Here is a 17,570-nt window from a genome sequence, read left to right as displayed (position 1 = left end):
CGCCAGGCGCGGGTGGGGTGATCGCGGGTGGGCATGACACGGGGACCATTATCAACGGCATGCTCAACGATCATTCGTTGAAGGTGGATACCGTGTGACCTGAAAACCCGCTAAAGAACCCGCCATCCCTGTGAAGGGGAGGCGGGTTCTTTGTTGCCCGGGACAATGGTCGATGCCCGGTCAGTGGTTAGAAAACCTGGGCGCCCCGATCAATCGACCCATGGCCCCGAATATTCCCAACTCCCTGATTACCTCCAGTTCCCCACGCGTCTCGACCATTTCCGCAATCAGCGGCAAATCTATGCTGTGGGTTGCGCGAAAGATCGCGTCGATGAACAGTCGTTTGTCAGGCTGCTCGTCGATGTTGCGAATGTAGGCTCCATCGATTTTCAGGTACGCCAAGCCCAATTGGGTCAGGTTGCCGATCTGGCTGAAGCGCCCGCCAAAGTGTTGCAGGCCGACTCGATAACCGGTCTTGAGCAATGTGCTGCAAAGGTTCTGCAGCACTTCGGGGGAGGGCAACTGGCGTTCGTCGATTTCCAGGGTCAACAGCGGCGCCAGTTCGGGAAGGGATTCGAGCAGGTCGAGAATTGTTCTCCATTGCACCGGGTCGCGCAGGGTGCTCCCGGACAGGCTCAATGCCAAGGGGCTGCGGTTGACCACCAGCTCGTCCAGCGTGGCTTCGAGCATCGCCAGGTCGAACCGTCCCGACCAGCCGAGACGCTCGATCCACGGCAGGAAATGCCCCGCGGCAATCGCTTCGCCCTGCGGGTCGAGCAGGCGTGCGAGTACTTTGTGATGCAGCATCTGGCGGGTGTCGGCGCATTGCACGACGGGCTGAAAGTACAGCAGCACTTTGCCATGGGTCAGGGCGTCGTCGATCCAGGTGCGCCAGTCGTGCTGGGAGTGATTGGGTGCGGTGTCACGATGGCTCAAATGAACCCAGGGGCGTTCGGGATGCTGCCGGGACTCCGTCAGCGCCTGATCAAGGCGCAGGAGAACGGTGCTGATCGGCTCACCGGGGCGGTAGGCGACAACGCCCAGATGGGCGACCGGCATGCAATCGCTGGCGCCGGTCAGGCGCAGGTTCTCCAGGCTGACGCTGACATCGGCGGCCAGGCGCGCGGCACTTTCAGCATCCAGACCCGGTGTCAGCAGGCTGAATTCACCGCCACGATTGCGCGCCGCCAGCCAGGTTCGACGCTCCGGCAATTGAGTCAGGCGCTTGAGCAATTCGCCGACGGCAGTGATCAGCGCATCAGTCCGTTGGCCACCCAGGCGCTGGTTGAGGCCGTTCAGGTCGTTGATTCGCAACATCAGCAAATGGCCGTCACGGCTCTGTTCGCACACGCGTAAATGGTCGGCCAGTTGCTCGTCGAGCAGGCGTCGGTTGGCCAGGCCGGTGAGGCTGTCCAGATAGGATTCGGCCCGCAGTTTTTCGCTGCGTGCAGCCTCCTCGACGAACAGCGCCTTGAGCTTCTCGACCATCTGGTTCATCGCCAGCACGACCCGTTTCAATTCCGGTGTGCGCGGCAGTTTCGGCAGACTGAGAAATTCGCGTTTGCTGATGGCCTCGGCTTGTCGGACCATGCTGTCGAGTGGGCGAAACTGCCGGCGCAGCATCCATCCTCCAATCACGGCGCTGAACAGCCCGCACAACAGCAGCCAGATCAGGCTGCCAAGGGTGCTTTCCCAGAGCTTGGCCAGGGCGAATTGCGGATTGCTCAGCACTTCGACCCGTGCCAGTTGTTCCCAGCCGCGCATGATCAGGGCATCGCCGCCCTCCGGGCGCAGGTCGACCAGGTTGACGAACCAGTCAGGCACACCGCCGATTTTTGTCGGTGCGGTGCGTTCCACCAGGGTTTGCTGATCCTTGAGCCTGATGACGCGGATGCTGCTGAAATAGCCGCTGTCGAAAATCGAACTGACCATCAGTTCCATCATTGCCGGGTCATCGACCTGTGCCGTCAGCGACAGCCCCAGCGCGGTGGCCGCGTCCTGGGCGTGGGCGCGCAGTTGGCTGAGCGTTTGTTCGCGGGAGCTTTCCAGGCTGGCAAAAAAACTGCCACTGAACGCCACCAGCAGGAACAGGCAGATTGCCAGGAACAACTGTTTTCGCAGTGTCATGCTTCGCTCCTTGCCAAGGCGGTTAGCCGTCGCCGATGTCGAACCCTTCGGCCTGCATCTTTTTCAACACGTCCTGCCAGCGCGACAGCTTTTTCGAGTCGCTGCTGCGCTGACCGCCGTTTTTGCCCGGCAGGTACAGGCCTTCGGCATTGAAGGCGTACACCGGCAGCAAGTCTTTGCGTTGGGAGGCGGGGCGGATATCGCCGATCAGGTTGTCCAGCACCAGTGGTTCGCTCGTGGGGGTGCTGTAGAACGTCAACACCATGTGCGCCTGGTTCTGGCTCAAGGCCTTGACGTAGGTGATTCGCAGTTTTTCGCTGGGAATACCAAGCCGGCGCAGGCTGAAATACTTCGCCAGAGCATAGTCCTCGCAATCGGCGGCGCCCTTGATCAGGGCTTCGACGGGCGTGGCCCAGTAATCGGTCTGTTGCCAGATGCGCGTGTCGTCCTGGAAGTTCAGCTGTTGATCGAAGAAGCGGTTCACCGCGTTGAGCTGCTCGCGTTCGGGGGCGCCGCGTGCACTTTGCAGCATTTGACTCCAGGCCTCGATCCGACCTCGCGCCGGTCCAAGGGGGCCGTAGCGTTTTTCAACGGTTTGCAGGATCTGCGCAAAATCCCAGTCGGCCCGGACCCCGTTACATACAGTCAGTACCAAACCAGCCAGCAGCAACCAGCCGCCGAGCCGAAGTCGGAGCGTTGGCCGTCCTGGACTACGCAGACTGCGGGCCATGTCTGGCTGCTCGAGTGTAGGTTTGTGAAGTTTAGGTGGAGTTTTGGGCGCGGTAGGTCACGTCGTCGGCCGAAGGACGCTCACTGAGTTTTTTGTGGCGAGGAGGCTTGTCGGAACGCCGCACCGCCCCGTTCGGTGGCGAAGCCGCCGTGAACCTGTGAGCGCGATCTATCTGGTGATCTGCGGTGAATGGCTTTAGGGCTGCTGCGCAACCCAACGGGGGCAAGCCCCCTCGCCACAATGGTCGCGGGAAATTTCAGGATTTGCGCAGGGTTTTCTGCTTGAGGATGTAAATCGTCACCAGCACCGCACTAGTCAGCATGAAGCACCGTGCCCAGTACAGCGGCACCAGGTAGCAGGAGAACAGGATACTCGGCCACATCAGGCCAATGGCGTAGACCTTGCCCTTGAGCGGAATGCCGTTGCCGTTGAGGTAATCGCGAATCCACGGGCCAAGCCGTGGATGCTCGACCAGCCATTGATAAAAGCGCGGCGAACTGCGGGCGAAGCAGGCGGCCGCCAGCAGCAGGAAAGGGGTGGTGGGCAATACCGGCAGGAAAATCCCGATCACCCCCAGCGCCACGCTCAGCCAGCCGATGGCCAGCAGCACGTAGCGCAACATCAGGGGGCGGTTGCCTATGGGGTTGTCCATAGGCAGAACCTTAGTGGTGGCGGGGCTTGAGAATCGCCGGTTTTTCGTCTGGCGCGTTGCACAGCAGGTACAGCGCGGTCAGGGCTTCCGGGATCTGTACGATCATGTCGTCCATCAGGTTGGCATCTTTGGCGATGTCTTCGAACTCCGGCTGCTCGTCGAACAGGCCCGAACCGACCATGATCGGCAGCAGCATTTCGCTGACTTCGTCTTCGGCGCTTTCGAACCAGGCCGCTTCGCGCAGGAATACGCCTTCCATGAAGCCGATGCACCAGCCGCGCAGGTCGGAATCGTCCGGCTCGTCGCCCAGGTCCAGGTCGCATGGCAGTTCGAATTCTTCATCGGAGGCCAGCTGGCGAGCGATGTGGGCCTTGAGGCCGATCAGGGTGGCTTCGATCTCTTCGCGCTGGGCTTCGCTGCTGTAATGCGGCTCCTCGGCGAAAAGTGCATCGATCCACTCACGATCAGGAACGACTTCGGAACAGATCGACAGCGCGGTGAGGTAGCCGTGGGCGGCCACGTAGTCCAGCGCCTCGTCATGCAGTTCATCAGCGTCGAGGAAGACTTGCAGGCGGGTTAGTTGCTCAGCGAAGGACATTAAAGGACTACCTTGGGGAATGTTCGATGCGGGAATTCTAGGCCTTCTTGAGCACTTGGGCCAGCCGCACGGCATATTTGCCCGTTTGTGGGAGCTGCCCCCTTGCAGTTCGGTCAAGCACTACCCCTGTGGGAGCGAGCTTGCTCGCGATAGCGATGGTTCAGGCGAAATCAATGTTGACTGTGATGGCCTCATCGCGAGCAAGCTCGCTCCCACAGTTTTTTATGTACATCGGGTTTGCCGGTGTCTTATCAGCGGTGCCCTTTGCCGGGCGGGGCTCGGGTATACTCGCGCGTTTTGTGATGCCCTGCTGGCGTCACGGCTGAAATGTGAAGCGTCATGCAATGCGCACTTACGATTTATCGGTGCAGCGTCGCGGGTTCTGAACCAGCCTTGCAGGGATGTTTCGGTGATTTTTGGAGTTTTTATGCTCGAACAGGCTCAACGCGTCCTCAAGGACATCTTCGGCTACGACAGTTTCCGTGGCCGCCAGGGTGCAATCATTGAGCGCGTGGCCAGCGGCGGCGATGCCCTGGTCCTGATGCCTACCGGCGGCGGCAAGTCCCTGTGCTTCCAGGTTCCGGCGCTGTTACGCGAAGGCCTGGCCGTGGTGGTCTCGCCGCTGATCGCACTGATGGACGATCAGGTCGCTACCCTCGAAGAACTGGGCGTGGCCGCCGCCGCGTTGAACTCCACCCTCAGTGCCGAGCAGCAACGCGACCTCGCCGCCCGTATCCGCCGCGGTGAAGTGAAAATGCTCTATCTGGCGCCAGAGCGCCTGGTCCAGCCGCGTATGTTGTCCTTCCTGCAGGGCCTGGACATCTCCCTGTTCGCCATCGACGAAGCGCACTGCGTGTCGCAATGGGGCCACGATTTCCGCCCGGAATACCTGCAACTGGGCCAGTTGGCGGAAATGTTCCCCGACGTGCCGCGCATTGCCCTGACCGCCACGGCCGACAAGCGCACCCGGGAAGAAATCGTCACCCGGCTGCACCTGCAAGACGCCGAGCGCTTCCTGTCGAGCTTCGACCGGCCGAACATCTTTTATCGCATCGTGCCCAAGGAACAGCCGCGCAAGCAGTTGCTGGCGTTCCTCGCCGAGCGCCGTAGCGATGCGGGCATCGTGTATTGCCTGTCGCGCAAGAAAGTCGAGGAAGTCGCCGCGTTCCTCAGCGAGCAAGGCTTCCCGGCGTTGCCGTACCACGCCGGGCTACCCAATGATCTGCGGGCCTACCATCAGAAGCGCTTCCTCAATGAGGAAGGCCTGATCATGGTCGCGACGGTGGCGTTCGGCATGGGCATCGACAAGCCCAACGTGCGTTTTGTCGCGCACCTCGATTTGCCGAAATCCCTTGAGGCCTATTACCAGGAAACCGGTCGTGGTGGCCGTGACGGTCTGCCGGCGGATGCCTGGATGGCCTACGGCCTGCAAGACGTGGTGATGCTCAAGCAGATGCTGCAGAACTCCGAAGGCGACGAACGCCACAAGCGCCTGGAGCAGCACAAGCTAGACGCCATGCTCTCGCTCTGTGAAGAAACCCGCTGCCGTCGGCAAACGCTGCTGGCCTACTTCGACGAAGACATGCCCGAGCCCTGCGGTCATTGCGACAACTGCGTCGACGGCGTGCAGACCTGGGATGCCACGGAGCCGGCGCGTCAGGCGCTGTCGGCGATCTACCGCACCGGTCAGCGCTACGGCGTCGGGCACCTGGTGGATGTATTGCTGGGCAAGGACAACGAGAAGGTCCGCAGCTTCGGCCATCAGCACCTGTCGGTGTATGGTGTTGGCAAGACGATGGCGGAGGGCGAATGGCGCTCGTTGTTCCGCCAACTGGTGGCCCGTGGTCTGGCGGACATCGACCTCGAAGGCTACGGTGGCCTGCGCCTGAGCGACAGCTGCCGGCCGCTGCTCAAGGGTGAAGTGACCCTGGAACTGCGCCGTGATCTCAAGGCGCAAACCGTGGCGAAAAGCAGCAAGAGCCAGGCGAGCCAGCTGGTCCGTGGCGAGGAGCGCGAACAATGGGAAGCCTTGCGCGCCCTGCGTCGCAAGCTCGCCGAAGAACATGGCGTGCCGCCGTATGTCATCTTCCCCGACTCGACCTTGCTGGAGATGCTGCGCAGCCAGCCGACCTCGCTGGCGGAAATGGCCACGGTCAGCGGCGTTGGCGCGCGCAAGCTGGAGCGTTACGGCGAGGCCTTCCTCGAAGTGCTCGGCGGCCAGGTCGAGGCGCCGAAACCGGTGGCCGACGTACGTCACGAACTGATCACGCTGGCGCGGGCCGGGATGACGCCGGTGCAGATCGCCGGTCAATTGCAGTGCTCGGAAAAGAATGTCTACACCATGCTGGCCGAAGCGATCGGCAAGCAGCAGTTGTCGTTGGAGCAGGCGCTGGATCTGCCTGAAGACCTGATGGGTGAAGTCCAGGACGCCTTCCTCGACGGCGAAGGCGAGTTGCCGCCGGTTTCCGAGATCGCCGCGCTGTTCGCGGGCCGGGTGCCGGAAGGGGTGTTGTACTGCGTTCGCGCTGCCTTGCAGTCGGAGTTCGAGATTTGAGACATCCGTAGTGCTGATGTAACGATTCACTACAGATCAAGCCTTGCCTCAAGTCGAGGCTCATGCTTAGCTGACTAATAATTAGTTTTTATTTATTTCAGTCTAATCATGAGTGTTTTATGCCGTTAACCGATCAACACCGCTTTGGCATGCAATTGGCCCAGATGTCCCGTGGCTGGCGTGCCGAACTGGACCGCCGACTGGCGGGCATGGGCTTGTCCCAGGCACGCTGGCTGGTGCTGCTGCACCTGGCCCGTTTCGAAGAAGCACCGACCCAGCGTGAGCTGGCACAAAGCGTCGGCGTCGAAGGTCCGACCCTGGCCCGTTTACTCGACAGCCTGGAAAGCCAGGGCCTGGTGCAACGCCAGGCAGTGCTGGAAGACCGTCGGGCGAAGAAAATCGTGCTCTGCGCGCCAGCGCGTCCCTTGATCGAACAAATTGAAACCATTGCCACGCAACTGCGTCACGAACTGTTCGAAGGCGTCGATGAGGCGGATTTGAAGGTGTGCATGCGGGTTCACGGGCACATCCTGGGCAACCTTGAAAAGTCTTGAGGCATAACCGAACGCCAGGTTTTTGAGAGACCGCATTGGACAGACTATAAGAACTACTCGGCAATATCGTGTTCGTAACGGATGTACGAACCCGTGCGGATGGTTTCTGTAGATCTCAAGGATGCTCATGCTCAAGTGTTGGCGATTGGTTTTACGCGGTGGTTCTCAGTGGTTGCTGGCCGGGGCCGCGGTCACTTATTCGGCATGGGCACCTGCGCTGGGCCTGGGTGAAATCACCCTGCATTCGGCGCTGAATCAACCGCTGCGTGCCGATATCGCACTGGTGGATGCTGCTGGCCTGGAGGAAAACCAGCTGTCGGTGAGCCTGGCAACGGCAGACGAGTTCAGCCGTGCCGGGGTCGACCGGGCGTTTTTCCTCAGCAACCTGAAGTTCACCCCGGTGTTGCGCGGTAATCGCAGCGTGATACAGGTGACCTCCAACAAACCGGTGAGTGAGCCGTTCCTGAATTTCCTCGTGCAGCTCAATCAGCCTAATGGGCGATTGCTGCGTGAGTACACGTTACTGATCGATCCGCCGGGTGCGCCTGGGGTTGATCCCGCCGCTGATGAAGCGGCATCCGGTTCCCCGGCGTCCGCATTCCCCCGTGTGAAACCGGTCGTGGCGCCGTCACCCGTGGCCAGGACGACACCGGAAACGGACGTCGCAGTGGTTGATCCCGCTGTCGAACAACTGGCCGCCAGCGCCCTGCAAAACCACCAGTTGCAAACCACTGTCGATGAGCTCAACGCGAAGCTTCAAGGCCAGGATGAGCTGATCGCCGGCCAGAAAAAATATTTGGCTGAACTGCAAACCCAACTCGCGGAGCTCAAGAAGGTAAAGGCCCAACCCGTTGCTTCCGACGTGGCGACGCCAGCCCCTGTTATTGCTGAAACTCCCGGGATTGGCTGGCTGCCGATTGCCGGTTTGTCGGCGCTGATAGCGTTGCTGGCGCTGGGCTGGTTTGTTCGCCGCCAGCAGCATCAAGCCACAGCGTCAGAGGCGCTGCCGTCGCAGCATGAACCGCTGGCTGAGCTCTTTACCGAGCCAGTGATGTGGCCCTCCGTCATGCAACCATCCACTGGGCATCGCGACGGGGTGCCGGCCAACGACGAGCTTGAACGGGTCGATAGCCATCATTCCGTCCCGGTTGCTGTTGCCATGGCGGTGGTTCCGGGTTTGGCGATATCCGGCGAATCCGCTACTGACGATGAGTACCGGCTCAACCTGGAGGAGCTGTCCATGGCGTCGAGTTGGGACGTGATCAGTCTGACCGAGAACCCGCAGCCGGCGGCTCTGGCCATGATCGAGCCTGAGTTCGAGTTGGAGATGCAACCCGTTGCGCCGTCTCGACAGCCTCCGGTCGGGCTATCATAGCGGCGTCGTCAAACTCTGGAGTCAGGTCCCATCATGACCGTCAGCAAACCGGAAATCATCATCACCTACTGCACGCAATGCCAATGGCTGTTGCGTGCGGCCTGGCTGGCCCAGGAACTGCTCAGCACCTTTGGTGATGACCTGGGCAAAGTCTCCCTGGTGCCGGGCACCGGCGGGGTCTTTCATATCTACTGTGACGCTGTGCAGATCTGGGAGCGCAAGGCGGACGGTGGCTTCCCCGAGGCCAAAGTGCTCAAGCAGCGGGTCCGCGACCAGATCGACCCGGACCGCGACCTGGGGCACAACGACCGCACTCAGTGAGACGCGGCCTCGGCTGCAATGGCTTTCTTGCTTGTGCCACTTGAGAACCGGCTGGAGACCACAATCGCCACAATGATCAGCGCACCCCCCAGCAACATGCGCAGGGTCGGGTTTTCGTTGAACAGCAGCCAGGCGACGGTGATGCCGTAGACCGGCTCCAGGGCGAACACCACGGCGGCAGTGCGTGCCTTGATCACCGCGAGGCTGGCGACGAACAGGCTGTGGGCGACACCGGTACAGAACACACCGAGCAGGCCGATCCACAGCCAGTCGATGGCGCGCACTTCGCTCAATTGAGGCGCCGCCACCGGCAACAGGCACAGGGCAACCACCACGTTCTGGCACAGTGCCGCCTGTACCGGCGGAACTCGCCCGGAGCTGGCACGGTTGGTCAGTGACAGCAGGGCGAACAACAATCCGGAACCCACTGCCCACAGCAGGCCGGTGGTGGCGCCGCTGGCGAGGTCAAAATCGGGCGTGACCAGCACCAGGCCGACACTCACCAGCAGCACCAGCACGATCTCATTGGCGCGGATGCGCTCGCGGAAGATCAACCCTTCGAGGATCACGGTAAAGGCCGGGAAACTGGCGAAACCGAGCGTCGCAATCGCCACGCCTGCGACTTTCACCGCAATGAAGAAGCTCACCCAGTGACCGGCCAGCAACAAGCCGCTGAGCAACAGCCGACGCCAGTCCATGGCCTCGAGTTTCTGCCAGCGCGTCTGGCTGGCGAACCGTGCAAAAAACGCCAGCGCGAGCACGGCGAAAGCGGCACGGCCGAAAACGATGATCGCCGGGGACGCAGCGGCCAGTTTGCCGAACACACCGGTCAGGCCGAACATCAATGCGCCTATATGCAAGGCGCCAAGGGCGGTACGGGGAGTCATTGCAATCCTTAACGACAAACGAACAGAGGCCTCATTGAAGCGCGTAATGGCCCATCAAGTCTGTCGGCAAACTCGCGTTATTTGTCGCCAGCCTCGCGCCGCAGTTTTCCGGGGGATGCCCCGAACTCGCGCAGCACCGCTGCCGCGAAGGCACTCTGGGAGCTGTAGCCGACGCGGCTGGCAATCTCGCCGATGGGCAACGCCGAATTGCGCAGCAAGCCCACCGCGATGTGCAGGCGTCGGCTGCGGATGTAGTCCATCGGCGTCTGCCCGCATTCGGCCACGAACCGCGCATGCAAACGGGCACTGGAAAGACCGGCGACCCGGGCCAGGTCGGCCACTTGCAACGGGTACGCCGCGTACTGATCGATGTGTGCGTTCAGCGCCGCGTAGGGCAGGCGCCGACCGCCGACGGCCTCGGGCCTGGCGTTGTTGAGACTGGCCAGCAAAAGCACCGCGCCTTGTTGAGCGATCAGCGGATCATCGACCGGACTGTTCGCCAGCCAACTGACCAATTGGCTTTGCCCGGCGTCCAGGGGCAGGCGCCCGGCGTTGTCCAGCAGGCGTCGGCTGGACTCGGCGTGATCGCCCAACGACTGGGCAACCCATTGTTCGCTGGGGACATCCAGCACCAGGCAGCGGCTGCCATTGGTGCTGCCACACGCGTGATGCGCTCCGGAGGGCACCACCACGAAACTCTGCTGGACCACCTGGCTGCCACGGCCGTCGACCTCGAAATCCAGGGCGCCCGAGAGCCCGAACACCAGTTGCGCGTGTTCGTGGCTATGGACGATCAGGTCGTGGCTGTATTGGCGAAGCGTGAGGATCGGTCTCATCGCGGGTCTCCCGGTTCAGGGTGTCAGTCTACACCGAGCGGGCCGACAAGCGCTGTCACAGGACTGACTTGACGCTGTCATGGACCATTAACCGGGCCGGGGCAGACTTGGCAAAACTTGTCAGAGGGTTGCCCATGACCAGCGCCGAGCTCGCCAAACCCACCCGTAAGCAACGCGTACGGACTTTATGGATTTCCGACGTGCATTTGGGCACCCGGGATTGCCAGGCTGAACACTTGTCGCAGTTTCTCAAGAGCTACCACGCAGACAAGATCTACCTGGTCGGCGACATCATCGACGGCTGGAAACTGCGCGGCGGCATGTATTGGCCACAAGCGCATACCAACGTGATCCGGCGCCTGTTGACCATGAGCAAGCGTGGCACCGAGGTGATCTACGTCACCGGCAACCACGACGAATTCCTGCGCCGCTATTCGAAGCTGATCCTGGGCAACATCCAGTTGGTCGACGAAGCCGTGCACGTCACCGCCGACGGCCGGCACCTGCTGGTGATACACGGCGACCAGTTCGATGTGATCACCCGTTACCATCGCTGGCTGGCGTTTCTCGGTGACTCGGCCTACGAATTCACCCTGACCCTCAACCGCTGGCTCAATCATTGGCGCGCGCGATATGGCTACGGCTACTGGTCGCTGTCGGCCTACCTCAAGCACAAGGTGAAAACCGCGGTCAGCTTCATCAGCGACTTCGAAGAAGCCATCGCCCATGAATGCGTCAAGCGCGAGCTGCACGGAGTGGTGTGCGGGCACATTCACCATGCCGAGATTCGCAAGGTCGGCGAGGTGGACTACCTCAATTGCGGCGACTGGGTGGAATCGTGCACCGCGCTGATCGAGCACTGGGATGGCTCGATCGAGTTGTATCGACTGGCGGATGCCCAGGCGCGCGAGGCACAGATGAAGGCGGCCAGGGTTGCAGAGTTGGCCTGATAATCATTCGCTGTTTGTACTGGCCTCTTCGCGGGCAAGCTCGCTCCCACAGGGTTAACTGGCGGTCACAAGTGCTGCGTTCACCTTCGCCCATTGTGGGAGCGGGCTTGCCCGCGAATGGAGCGCGAAGCGGTTCCGCTGGATCTGTCAGGCTGGCGAGTGTTCTTCCATCGCCGCCTTGTAGATCGAATTCCTGGGGTGCGCAAACAGGCGCTCCATCATTGGCTCGAAAAAGCTCAACGGCAGCGTCTCGTACGCCGGATCAAACGCCGCCGCATCGTATTTGGCGCAGAACTCGACGGTCGCCTGGTACTGCGGATGGTCCTTGAATTGCTCGCGCAAGTGCCGATCCATACCCAAGTGATGGAAGAAATAGTAGCCCTGGAAAATCCCGTGCTTTTCCACCATCCACAAGTTCTCGGCGCTGACGAATGGCTTGAGGATCGCCGCCGCGATGTCCGGGTGATTGTAGGTGCCCAGGGTGTCGCCGATATCGTGGAGCAGGGCGCAGACCACGTACTCCTCGTCGCGACCATCGCGCCAGGCGCGGGTGGCGGTTTGCAGGGAGTGGGTCAGGCGATCCACCGGGAAGCCGCCAAAATCCCCCTCCAGCAACTTCAGGTGCGCCACGATCCTTGTCGGCAATTGTCGCGCGTAGGCACTGAAGTCCGCGGCGATGATCGCCCAGTCTTCCTGTGTGCCGTCCTTCATGTGGGTGAAGCGGGCATTGGCATTCATCGGTAACTCTCTTGTGACGCAAGTCAGCTAGAACGGAACGCGCCCCAGGACCATGTCCCGGTACATGACAAAATCGCCGAGCAGGCTATAGAAGGGGTGTTGGAACGTTGCCGGGCGGTTCTTCTCGAAGAAGAAATGCCCGACCCAGGCAAAGCTGTAGCCTGCCAGTGGCAGGGCCCACAACAGCATCCAGGCTCCGCGACCAATGGTCAGCGTCAGAATCAAGATAACCAGGGTCGTGCCGATAAAGTGTAAACGGCGGCAGGTACTGTTGCTGTGCTCACTGAGGTAGTAAGGATAGAACTCAGCGAAGCTGTTGAATCGTTTGACGTTTTCCACGACAGCGATCTCTGTGGTTATTGTTCTTGCTGCAAGTTGTTCTGCGGGTAGCTTATTTGAGTCTAGAGTGATCAATGGCATCAGCCACTGACAATAGGCGCCACTTTAGTATCCTTCGGTCAATAGCCGTAGCATGCGGCCACCATGTAAGAAAACGCCATGAGCGAACGAACGACTTCTGCAAGCTGGGCGATGGGGATTGTCAAAGCGCTGGAGATGGACGGCCTGGATTGCCGGGCTCTGTTCAAGCAGTTGGGGCTCGACTACGCGGCACTGGATGATCCGGACGCACGCTTCCCCCAAGATTCCATGACCCGGTTGTGGCAACGCGCGGTCGAGCTGTCCGGGAACCCGGCCATCGGCCTGAACATGGGCAAGGTGCTGCGACCGGCGCAGTTTCATGTGGCCGGTTACGCCTTGATGTCCAGCCGGACCCTGGCCGAAGGCTTTCAGCGTCTGGTGCGCTATCAGCGGATCATCGCCGAAAGTGCCGACCTGAGTTTCCAGCTGCTGGAAGAAGGCTACGGGCTGATTCTGACGGTGCATGGCGATCATCTGCCGCCGACCCGGCAAAGCGCCGAAGCTTCAATGGCCTGTGCCTTGGCGCTGTGTGGCTGGTTGACCGGGCGTACGTTGCAACCGCGCAAAGTGTTGTTGCAAGGTACCGAACCGGTCAATCTGGAACCCTATAAACAAGCTTTCCATGCACCGCTGGTGTTCAACGCACCTTACGATGCGCTGATTTTCGAACCCGCCGATATGGAAGCGCCGCTGCCGACGGCCAACGAGGCCATGGCGTTGCTGCATGACCGCTTTGCCGGCGAGTACCTGGCGCGTTTTTCCGAAAGCCGCGTGACCCACAAGGCGCGGCAGGTGTTGTGCCGCCTGTTGCCCCAAGGCGAACCCAAGCGCGATACCGTGGCACAGACGCTGCATCTGTCCCAGCGCACCTTGCAGCGGCGCTTGCAGGAAGAGGGTACGAGTTTTCAGGCGCTGCTGGACGATACCCGGCGCGAACTGGCCGAACAGTACCTGGCACGACCGAACATGACCTTGCTGGAAATTGCCTACTTGCTGGGGTTTGCCGATCCGAGCAACTTCTTCCGTGCTTTCCGGCGCTGGTTCGATGCCACACCCGGCGAGTACCGGATGCGGCTGATGCAAGCACCTGATGCGGTCAATGACGCCAAAATGCCGGAATACACAGCACAAACACCGTAATGATCTCCAACCGGCCCAGCAGCATGCCGAACGAGAGAATCCACTTGGCGGCATCCGGCAGGGTGGCGAAGTTGCCCGCCGGGCCGATGGTTTCGCCGAGCCCCGGGCCGACACCGGACACGGTACTGGCCGCGCCGGTGAGGGCGGTCATCCAGTCCACGCCGAGCAGCGACAGCAGCAGCGCGATCACACAGATGGTGATTGCAAAGAAGAACGAAAAGGTCAGGATCGACCGCACGATTTCTTCGTCGAGGCGGTGACCGTTGTACTTCTGCTTGATCACCGCCCGCGGGTGAATCAGCTGGTTAAGGTTGGCCTTGAGCAGGATATAGGCCACCTGGAAGCGGAAAATCTTGATCCCGCCCGCGGTCGAGCCGGAACAACCGCCGATAAACCCCAGGTAGAAGAACAGCATCAGCGAGAAATTGCCCCAGAGGCTGTAGTCCCCCAGCGCGAAACCGGTCGTCGTCACCACCGATGTCACGTTCAGCGCCACATGCCGCAACGCCTCCAGCCAATGCAGCTGGGTAGTCCACCAATACCAGGTGCCGAGCACCAGCCAGGTCACCAGCAGCATGCCGAGCAGGCCTTGAACCTGTTCGTCCTTGATCAGCGCCCGACGGTTTCCACGCAACGTGGCCACATACAGGGTGAACGGCAGGGCACCGAGAATCATGATGACGATCGCTACCCAATGCACCGCCGGTTGCGGCCACTTGGCCAAAGACTGGTCGGAGGTCGAGAAGCCGCCGGTGGAAATGGCCGACATCGCATGGTTGATGGCGTCGAACGGGCTCATCCCGGCCCACCAGAACGCCAGGCTGCCGACAATGGTAATGCCGACGTAGGCCGCCACGATCAGCCGCGCCACCATGTGTGAGCGGGGCATGACCTTTTCCGAGCGGTCCGACGATTCGGTCTGGAACAGCCGCATGCCGCCGATGCGCAACAGCGGCAGGATCGCCACCGCCATGCCGATGAAGCCGATGCCGCCGATCCAGTGCAGCAACGAGCGCCACATCAGGATGCCGGGGGACATGTTATCCAGGCCGTTGAGCACGGTTGCGCCAGTGGCGGTGATGCCGGACATGCTTTCGAAGAATGAATCGGTGTAGCTGATGTGCTGGGTCAGCAGGAATGGCAGCGCGGCGAAGATGCACACCACCAGCCAACTGCTGACGGTCAGCAGGTACATGTCCCGGGGGCGCAGGTGAATATGTTCGGGGCGCCCTGGAATCACCAGCGCCAAACCGGCGACAAAGGTGATCATGCTGGCCCAGAGGAACGATGGCAGATCGCTGGTGCGCTCGAAAATGACCAGTGTGGCCATGGGCACGACCATGGAGATCGCCAGCGTGATCAGGAAGATGCCGATGATGAAACCAATGATCCGTAAGGTCGGCAACGCCATGAGGTCCGCTCGGCTGATAGTGGAAAGGGCGCCATTCTACCTGCGGGGCAGGGCATGTAAACCGGCACTGCTGCGACAGTTACAGCTAGAATAGCCGCACAAATTTTTCAGGAGGTGGCCGATGCAGGCTCTCGACGCTTTGCTCAACCGTGTTTCCGTTCCACGACTGATTGACCCTGCACCCACTGCCGAGCAGCGCGAGGTGCTGTTTGGCGCCGCCATGCGCGCTCCGGATCACGGTCACTTGCAGCCTTGGCGTTTCCTGACGGTGGAAGGCGCGGCGCGTGAGCAGATGGGCGAGTTGCTGGCCGAGGCGGCGAAACTGCAAGACAGCGAAGTCGGCGAAGCGGCCATCGACAAGGCGCGCAATAATCCACTGCGTGCACCACTGGTGGTGGTGGTGATTGCGCGGTTGCAGGATCACGTCAAGTATCCGAAGTCCGAGCAATTGCTGGCGGCGGGCTGTGCAGCCCACGGGATTTTGCTGGCGGCGTATGCGCAGGGCATTGGTGCGGTGTGGCGTACCGGTGACCTGGCCTACTCGCCCCATGTGGCCAAGGGTTTGGGCCTGGCGGATGGGGAAGAGGTGATTGCTTTCCTGTATCTGGGCACACCGCAGAAAGAACCGCGTGTGGCCGAGAAAGTCGACCTGGCCGAATTCGTCAGCGCCTGGCCGGGCAAAGTCTGACACCGCAAAACCTGTGGGAGCGAGCTTGCTCGCGATAGCGGCCGGTCAGTCAATTTGATTGTTGAGAGTGCCTGCGTCATCGCGAGCAAGCTCACTCCCACAGTAGATCCAGGTAGCTCACATCAAAGGGTGTCCGTTTCAGGGCTGCACGACAGCCCCCGGCACCAACGGCAATTCCAGGCTGGCAATGAACCCGCCTTCCGGGTGATTGGCCAGCACCAGGCTGCCGCCATGTCGCTCCGCCGCGCGCCGGGCGATAGCCAGGCCCAGGCCGTGTCCGGCCGCAGTCTGCCCCGGCGCCCGATAGAATGGCTCACCGAGCTGACTCATGTATTCGGCACTGACTCCGGGCCCATGATCGCGCACAGTCACGACGATCCGCTCACCCTGACGCAGCGCCTGCATTTCGATCGGTAGGCCACCTACCGGATTGAAACGCTGTGCATTGCGCAGCAGATTGTCGACGGCCCGTTCGATCATGGTCGGCCAGCCCTTCAGATTCAGTTGCGATTCGGCTTCGAGGTGGACCAGTTGCTCGGGTGAACCGAGTTGCGCATCCTTTTGCAGGGTATTGAGCAAGGCGTTCAGGTCCACCTCTTCCGCACTGGCGTTATCGGAGTCGACCCGCGCCAGTACCAGGATTTCGCTGATCAGCGCTTCCAGTCGGTCGCACTCGCGGGTCAGGCGCGGCCACAGCTGTTCCCGTTCTTGCGGGGTGGCCCGTTCGGCCAGTGCCAGCGCGATACGCAGGCGGGCGAGGGGCGAGCGCAGTTCATGGGACACATCCCGCAGCAGTTGCCGCTGACTGCCAATCAGGCTTTGCAGGCGCGCACCCATGCGGTTGAAGTCGTTGGCCAGGACGCCGAACTCATCGCGACGGTTGGCCAGCTTGACCAGGCTGTTCTGTTGATACGTGGTTTGTCCCAGGTCATGCACCGCGCCGCGCAGACGGCTGAGCGGGCGAGTGATGGAGAAGGTCACCAGCAGGCTGAACAGGGTCAGCACCACCAGGGCGATCCCCAGCGCACTGAGCGGCCAGAGCAGGCTCTCGCGGTGCCAGGCGTCCAGTTCCGGGTGCGCAATGCGGTAGATGAACAGGTAGGTGTCACCGGTTTTTTCGCTGGTGAACTCATCGGTCAGACGCCGCCACGGCAGGCGCCGGTCCTCATTGTTTTGGCGCGCCTCAAAGGCCGCCGCACGTTTGGGGAAAGTGCCGCGCACCAGCGGATCGCCGCTTTCGTTAAGCACCTGAACGTCGATGTGATACTGGCGTTTGCGTTGCTGGAGAATGTCCTGGGCGGCGTCTTCACCCTGGCTTTCGTAGGTTTGCGTCCACTCTTCGGCCAGCGTGTTGAGGCCCGGGTGGCGGCTGAGAATCCATGCGTCCTGGTTGAGCATGTGCCCGAGCAGGATGGAAAGCCCTGCAACCAGGGCGATGGCCAGCCAGAAGCTGGCCAGGATACGCCAGAACAATGAACGCACAGGAAATCCTCAAACGATCACAACCCTTGTGGGAGCGGGCTTGCTCGCGAAGGCGATTTGTCAGTCAAGAACAATGGTGACTGATACTCCGCCTTCGCGAGCAAGCC

General features: G+C 61.3%; 17 protein-coding genes. 7 read left to right on the top strand and 10 right to left on the bottom strand.

Going from position 1 to position 17,570, the window contains the following annotated elements:
• Positions 1-180: 180 nt before the first annotated feature.
• The 4 genes from lapD to KGB29_RS23030 all read right to left on the bottom strand — a co-directional run bounded on the left by lapD (position 181) and on the right by KGB29_RS23030 (position 4,107).
• A complete protein-coding gene (gene lapD, locus KGB29_RS23045; RefSeq protein WP_154860779.1) occupies positions 181-2,127 on the bottom strand; it encodes a cyclic di-GMP receptor LapD in 1,947 nt (648 codons plus the stop codon).
• 22 nt (positions 2,128-2,149) lie between these two features.
• The gene (gene lapG, locus KGB29_RS23040) at positions 2,150-2,857 is read right to left on the bottom strand and encodes a cysteine protease LapG (RefSeq protein WP_150813387.1); all 708 of its coding nucleotides are present in this window, start codon (positions 2,855-2,857) and stop codon (positions 2,150-2,152) included.
• Positions 2,858-3,113: 256 nt separating this feature from the next.
• Positions 3,114-3,509 carry a YbaN family protein gene (locus KGB29_RS23035; RefSeq protein ID WP_057715950.1) on the bottom strand — a complete coding sequence of 132 codons (396 nt, stop codon included), beginning with the start codon at positions 3,507-3,509 and terminating at the stop codon, positions 3,114-3,116.
• A 10-nt stretch (positions 3,510-3,519) separates the two neighbouring features.
• Positions 3,520-4,107: a YecA family protein gene (locus KGB29_RS23030; protein WP_057715949.1), complete on the bottom strand. Its 588-nt coding sequence runs from the start codon at positions 4,105-4,107 to the stop codon at positions 3,520-3,522.
• 427 nt (positions 4,108-4,534) lie between these two features.
• Between KGB29_RS23030 and recQ the strand changes: the two genes are divergently transcribed.
• The 4 genes from recQ to KGB29_RS23010 all read left to right on the top strand — a co-directional run bounded on the left by recQ (position 4,535) and on the right by KGB29_RS23010 (position 8,911).
• The gene (gene recQ, locus KGB29_RS23025; RefSeq protein ID WP_057715948.1) at positions 4,535-6,661 is read left to right on the top strand and encodes a DNA helicase RecQ; all 2,127 of its coding nucleotides are present in this window, start codon (positions 4,535-4,537) and stop codon (positions 6,659-6,661) included.
• Positions 6,662-6,780: 119 nt separating this feature from the next.
• Positions 6,781-7,215: a MarR family transcriptional regulator gene (locus KGB29_RS23020; RefSeq protein WP_007984163.1), complete on the top strand. Its 435-nt coding sequence runs from the start codon at positions 6,781-6,783 to the stop codon at positions 7,213-7,215.
• A 127-nt stretch (positions 7,216-7,342) separates the two neighbouring features.
• Complete coding sequence (locus KGB29_RS23015; RefSeq protein ID WP_154947156.1) at positions 7,343-8,590, top strand: FimV family protein; 1,248 nt, start codon at positions 7,343-7,345, stop codon at positions 8,588-8,590.
• A 33-nt stretch (positions 8,591-8,623) separates the two neighbouring features.
• Positions 8,624-8,911, top strand: coding sequence for a SelT/SelW/SelH family protein (locus tag KGB29_RS23010; RefSeq protein WP_056721456.1), 288 nt, complete (start codon positions 8,624-8,626; stop codon positions 8,909-8,911).
• Here KGB29_RS23010 and KGB29_RS23005 read toward each other — a convergent pair.
• Together KGB29_RS23005 and KGB29_RS23000 are read right to left on the bottom strand one after the other, a co-directional pair.
• A complete protein-coding gene (locus KGB29_RS23005; protein WP_154947157.1) occupies positions 8,905-9,798 on the bottom strand; it encodes a DMT family transporter in 894 nt (297 codons plus the stop codon). The genes KGB29_RS23010 and KGB29_RS23005 overlap by 7 nt on opposite strands.
• Before the next feature lie 77 nt (positions 9,799-9,875).
• Positions 9,876-10,634: a helix-turn-helix transcriptional regulator gene (locus KGB29_RS23000; RefSeq protein ID WP_057715944.1), complete on the bottom strand. Its 759-nt coding sequence runs from the start codon at positions 10,632-10,634 to the stop codon at positions 9,876-9,878.
• Between the two features lie 134 nt (positions 10,635-10,768).
• On the opposite strand from KGB29_RS23000, the gene KGB29_RS22995 reads away from it, so the two are divergent.
• Positions 10,769-11,584 carry a UDP-2,3-diacylglucosamine diphosphatase gene (locus KGB29_RS22995; protein WP_150813391.1) on the top strand — a complete coding sequence of 272 codons (816 nt, stop codon included), beginning with the start codon at positions 10,769-10,771 and terminating at the stop codon, positions 11,582-11,584.
• Between the two features lie 147 nt (positions 11,585-11,731).
• On the opposite strand, the gene KGB29_RS22990 is transcribed toward KGB29_RS22995, so the two are convergent.
• Both KGB29_RS22990 and KGB29_RS22985 read right to left on the bottom strand, forming a co-directional pair.
• Positions 11,732-12,322 carry an HD domain-containing protein gene (locus tag KGB29_RS22990; protein ID WP_154947158.1) on the bottom strand — a complete coding sequence of 197 codons (591 nt, stop codon included), beginning with the start codon at positions 12,320-12,322 and terminating at the stop codon, positions 11,732-11,734.
• Between the two features lie 27 nt (positions 12,323-12,349).
• Complete coding sequence (locus tag KGB29_RS22985; RefSeq protein WP_008051185.1) at positions 12,350-12,661, bottom strand: DUF962 domain-containing protein; 312 nt, start codon at positions 12,659-12,661, stop codon at positions 12,350-12,352.
• A gap of 159 nt (positions 12,662-12,820) precedes the next feature.
• Between KGB29_RS22985 and KGB29_RS22980 the strand changes: the two genes are divergently transcribed.
• Positions 12,821-13,882, top strand: coding sequence for an AraC family transcriptional regulator (locus KGB29_RS22980; protein ID WP_079246791.1), 1,062 nt, complete (start codon positions 12,821-12,823; stop codon positions 13,880-13,882).
• Here KGB29_RS22980 and KGB29_RS22975 read toward each other — a convergent pair.
• Positions 13,839-15,293 carry a TrkH family potassium uptake protein gene (locus KGB29_RS22975; RefSeq protein WP_102669776.1) on the bottom strand — a complete coding sequence of 485 codons (1,455 nt, stop codon included), beginning with the start codon at positions 15,291-15,293 and terminating at the stop codon, positions 13,839-13,841. The genes KGB29_RS22980 and KGB29_RS22975 overlap by 44 nt on opposite strands.
• A gap of 121 nt (positions 15,294-15,414) precedes the next feature.
• Between KGB29_RS22975 and KGB29_RS22970 the strand changes: the two genes are divergently transcribed.
• Positions 15,415-15,981, top strand: coding sequence for an NAD(P)H nitroreductase (locus KGB29_RS22970; RefSeq protein WP_154860774.1), 567 nt, complete (start codon positions 15,415-15,417; stop codon positions 15,979-15,981).
• Positions 15,982-16,119: 138 nt separating this feature from the next.
• Here the strand turns inward: KGB29_RS22970 and KGB29_RS22965 are convergent, their stop codons facing one another.
• Positions 16,120-17,463, bottom strand: a complete 1,344-nt coding sequence (locus KGB29_RS22965) for a sensor histidine kinase (RefSeq protein ID WP_057715937.1) — start codon at positions 17,461-17,463, stop codon at positions 16,120-16,122.
• Between the last annotated feature and the right edge of the window lie 107 nt (positions 17,464-17,570).

The sequence above is a fragment of the Pseudomonas sp. BF-B-30 genome (assembly GCF_019956305.1).
In the GTDB taxonomy this organism is placed as follows: domain Bacteria; phylum Pseudomonadota; class Gammaproteobacteria; order Pseudomonadales; family Pseudomonadaceae; genus Aquipseudomonas; species Aquipseudomonas jessenii.
The sequence above is the reverse complement of the archived record's forward strand: the minus strand, read 5'-3'. Positions and strand labels throughout refer to the sequence as shown.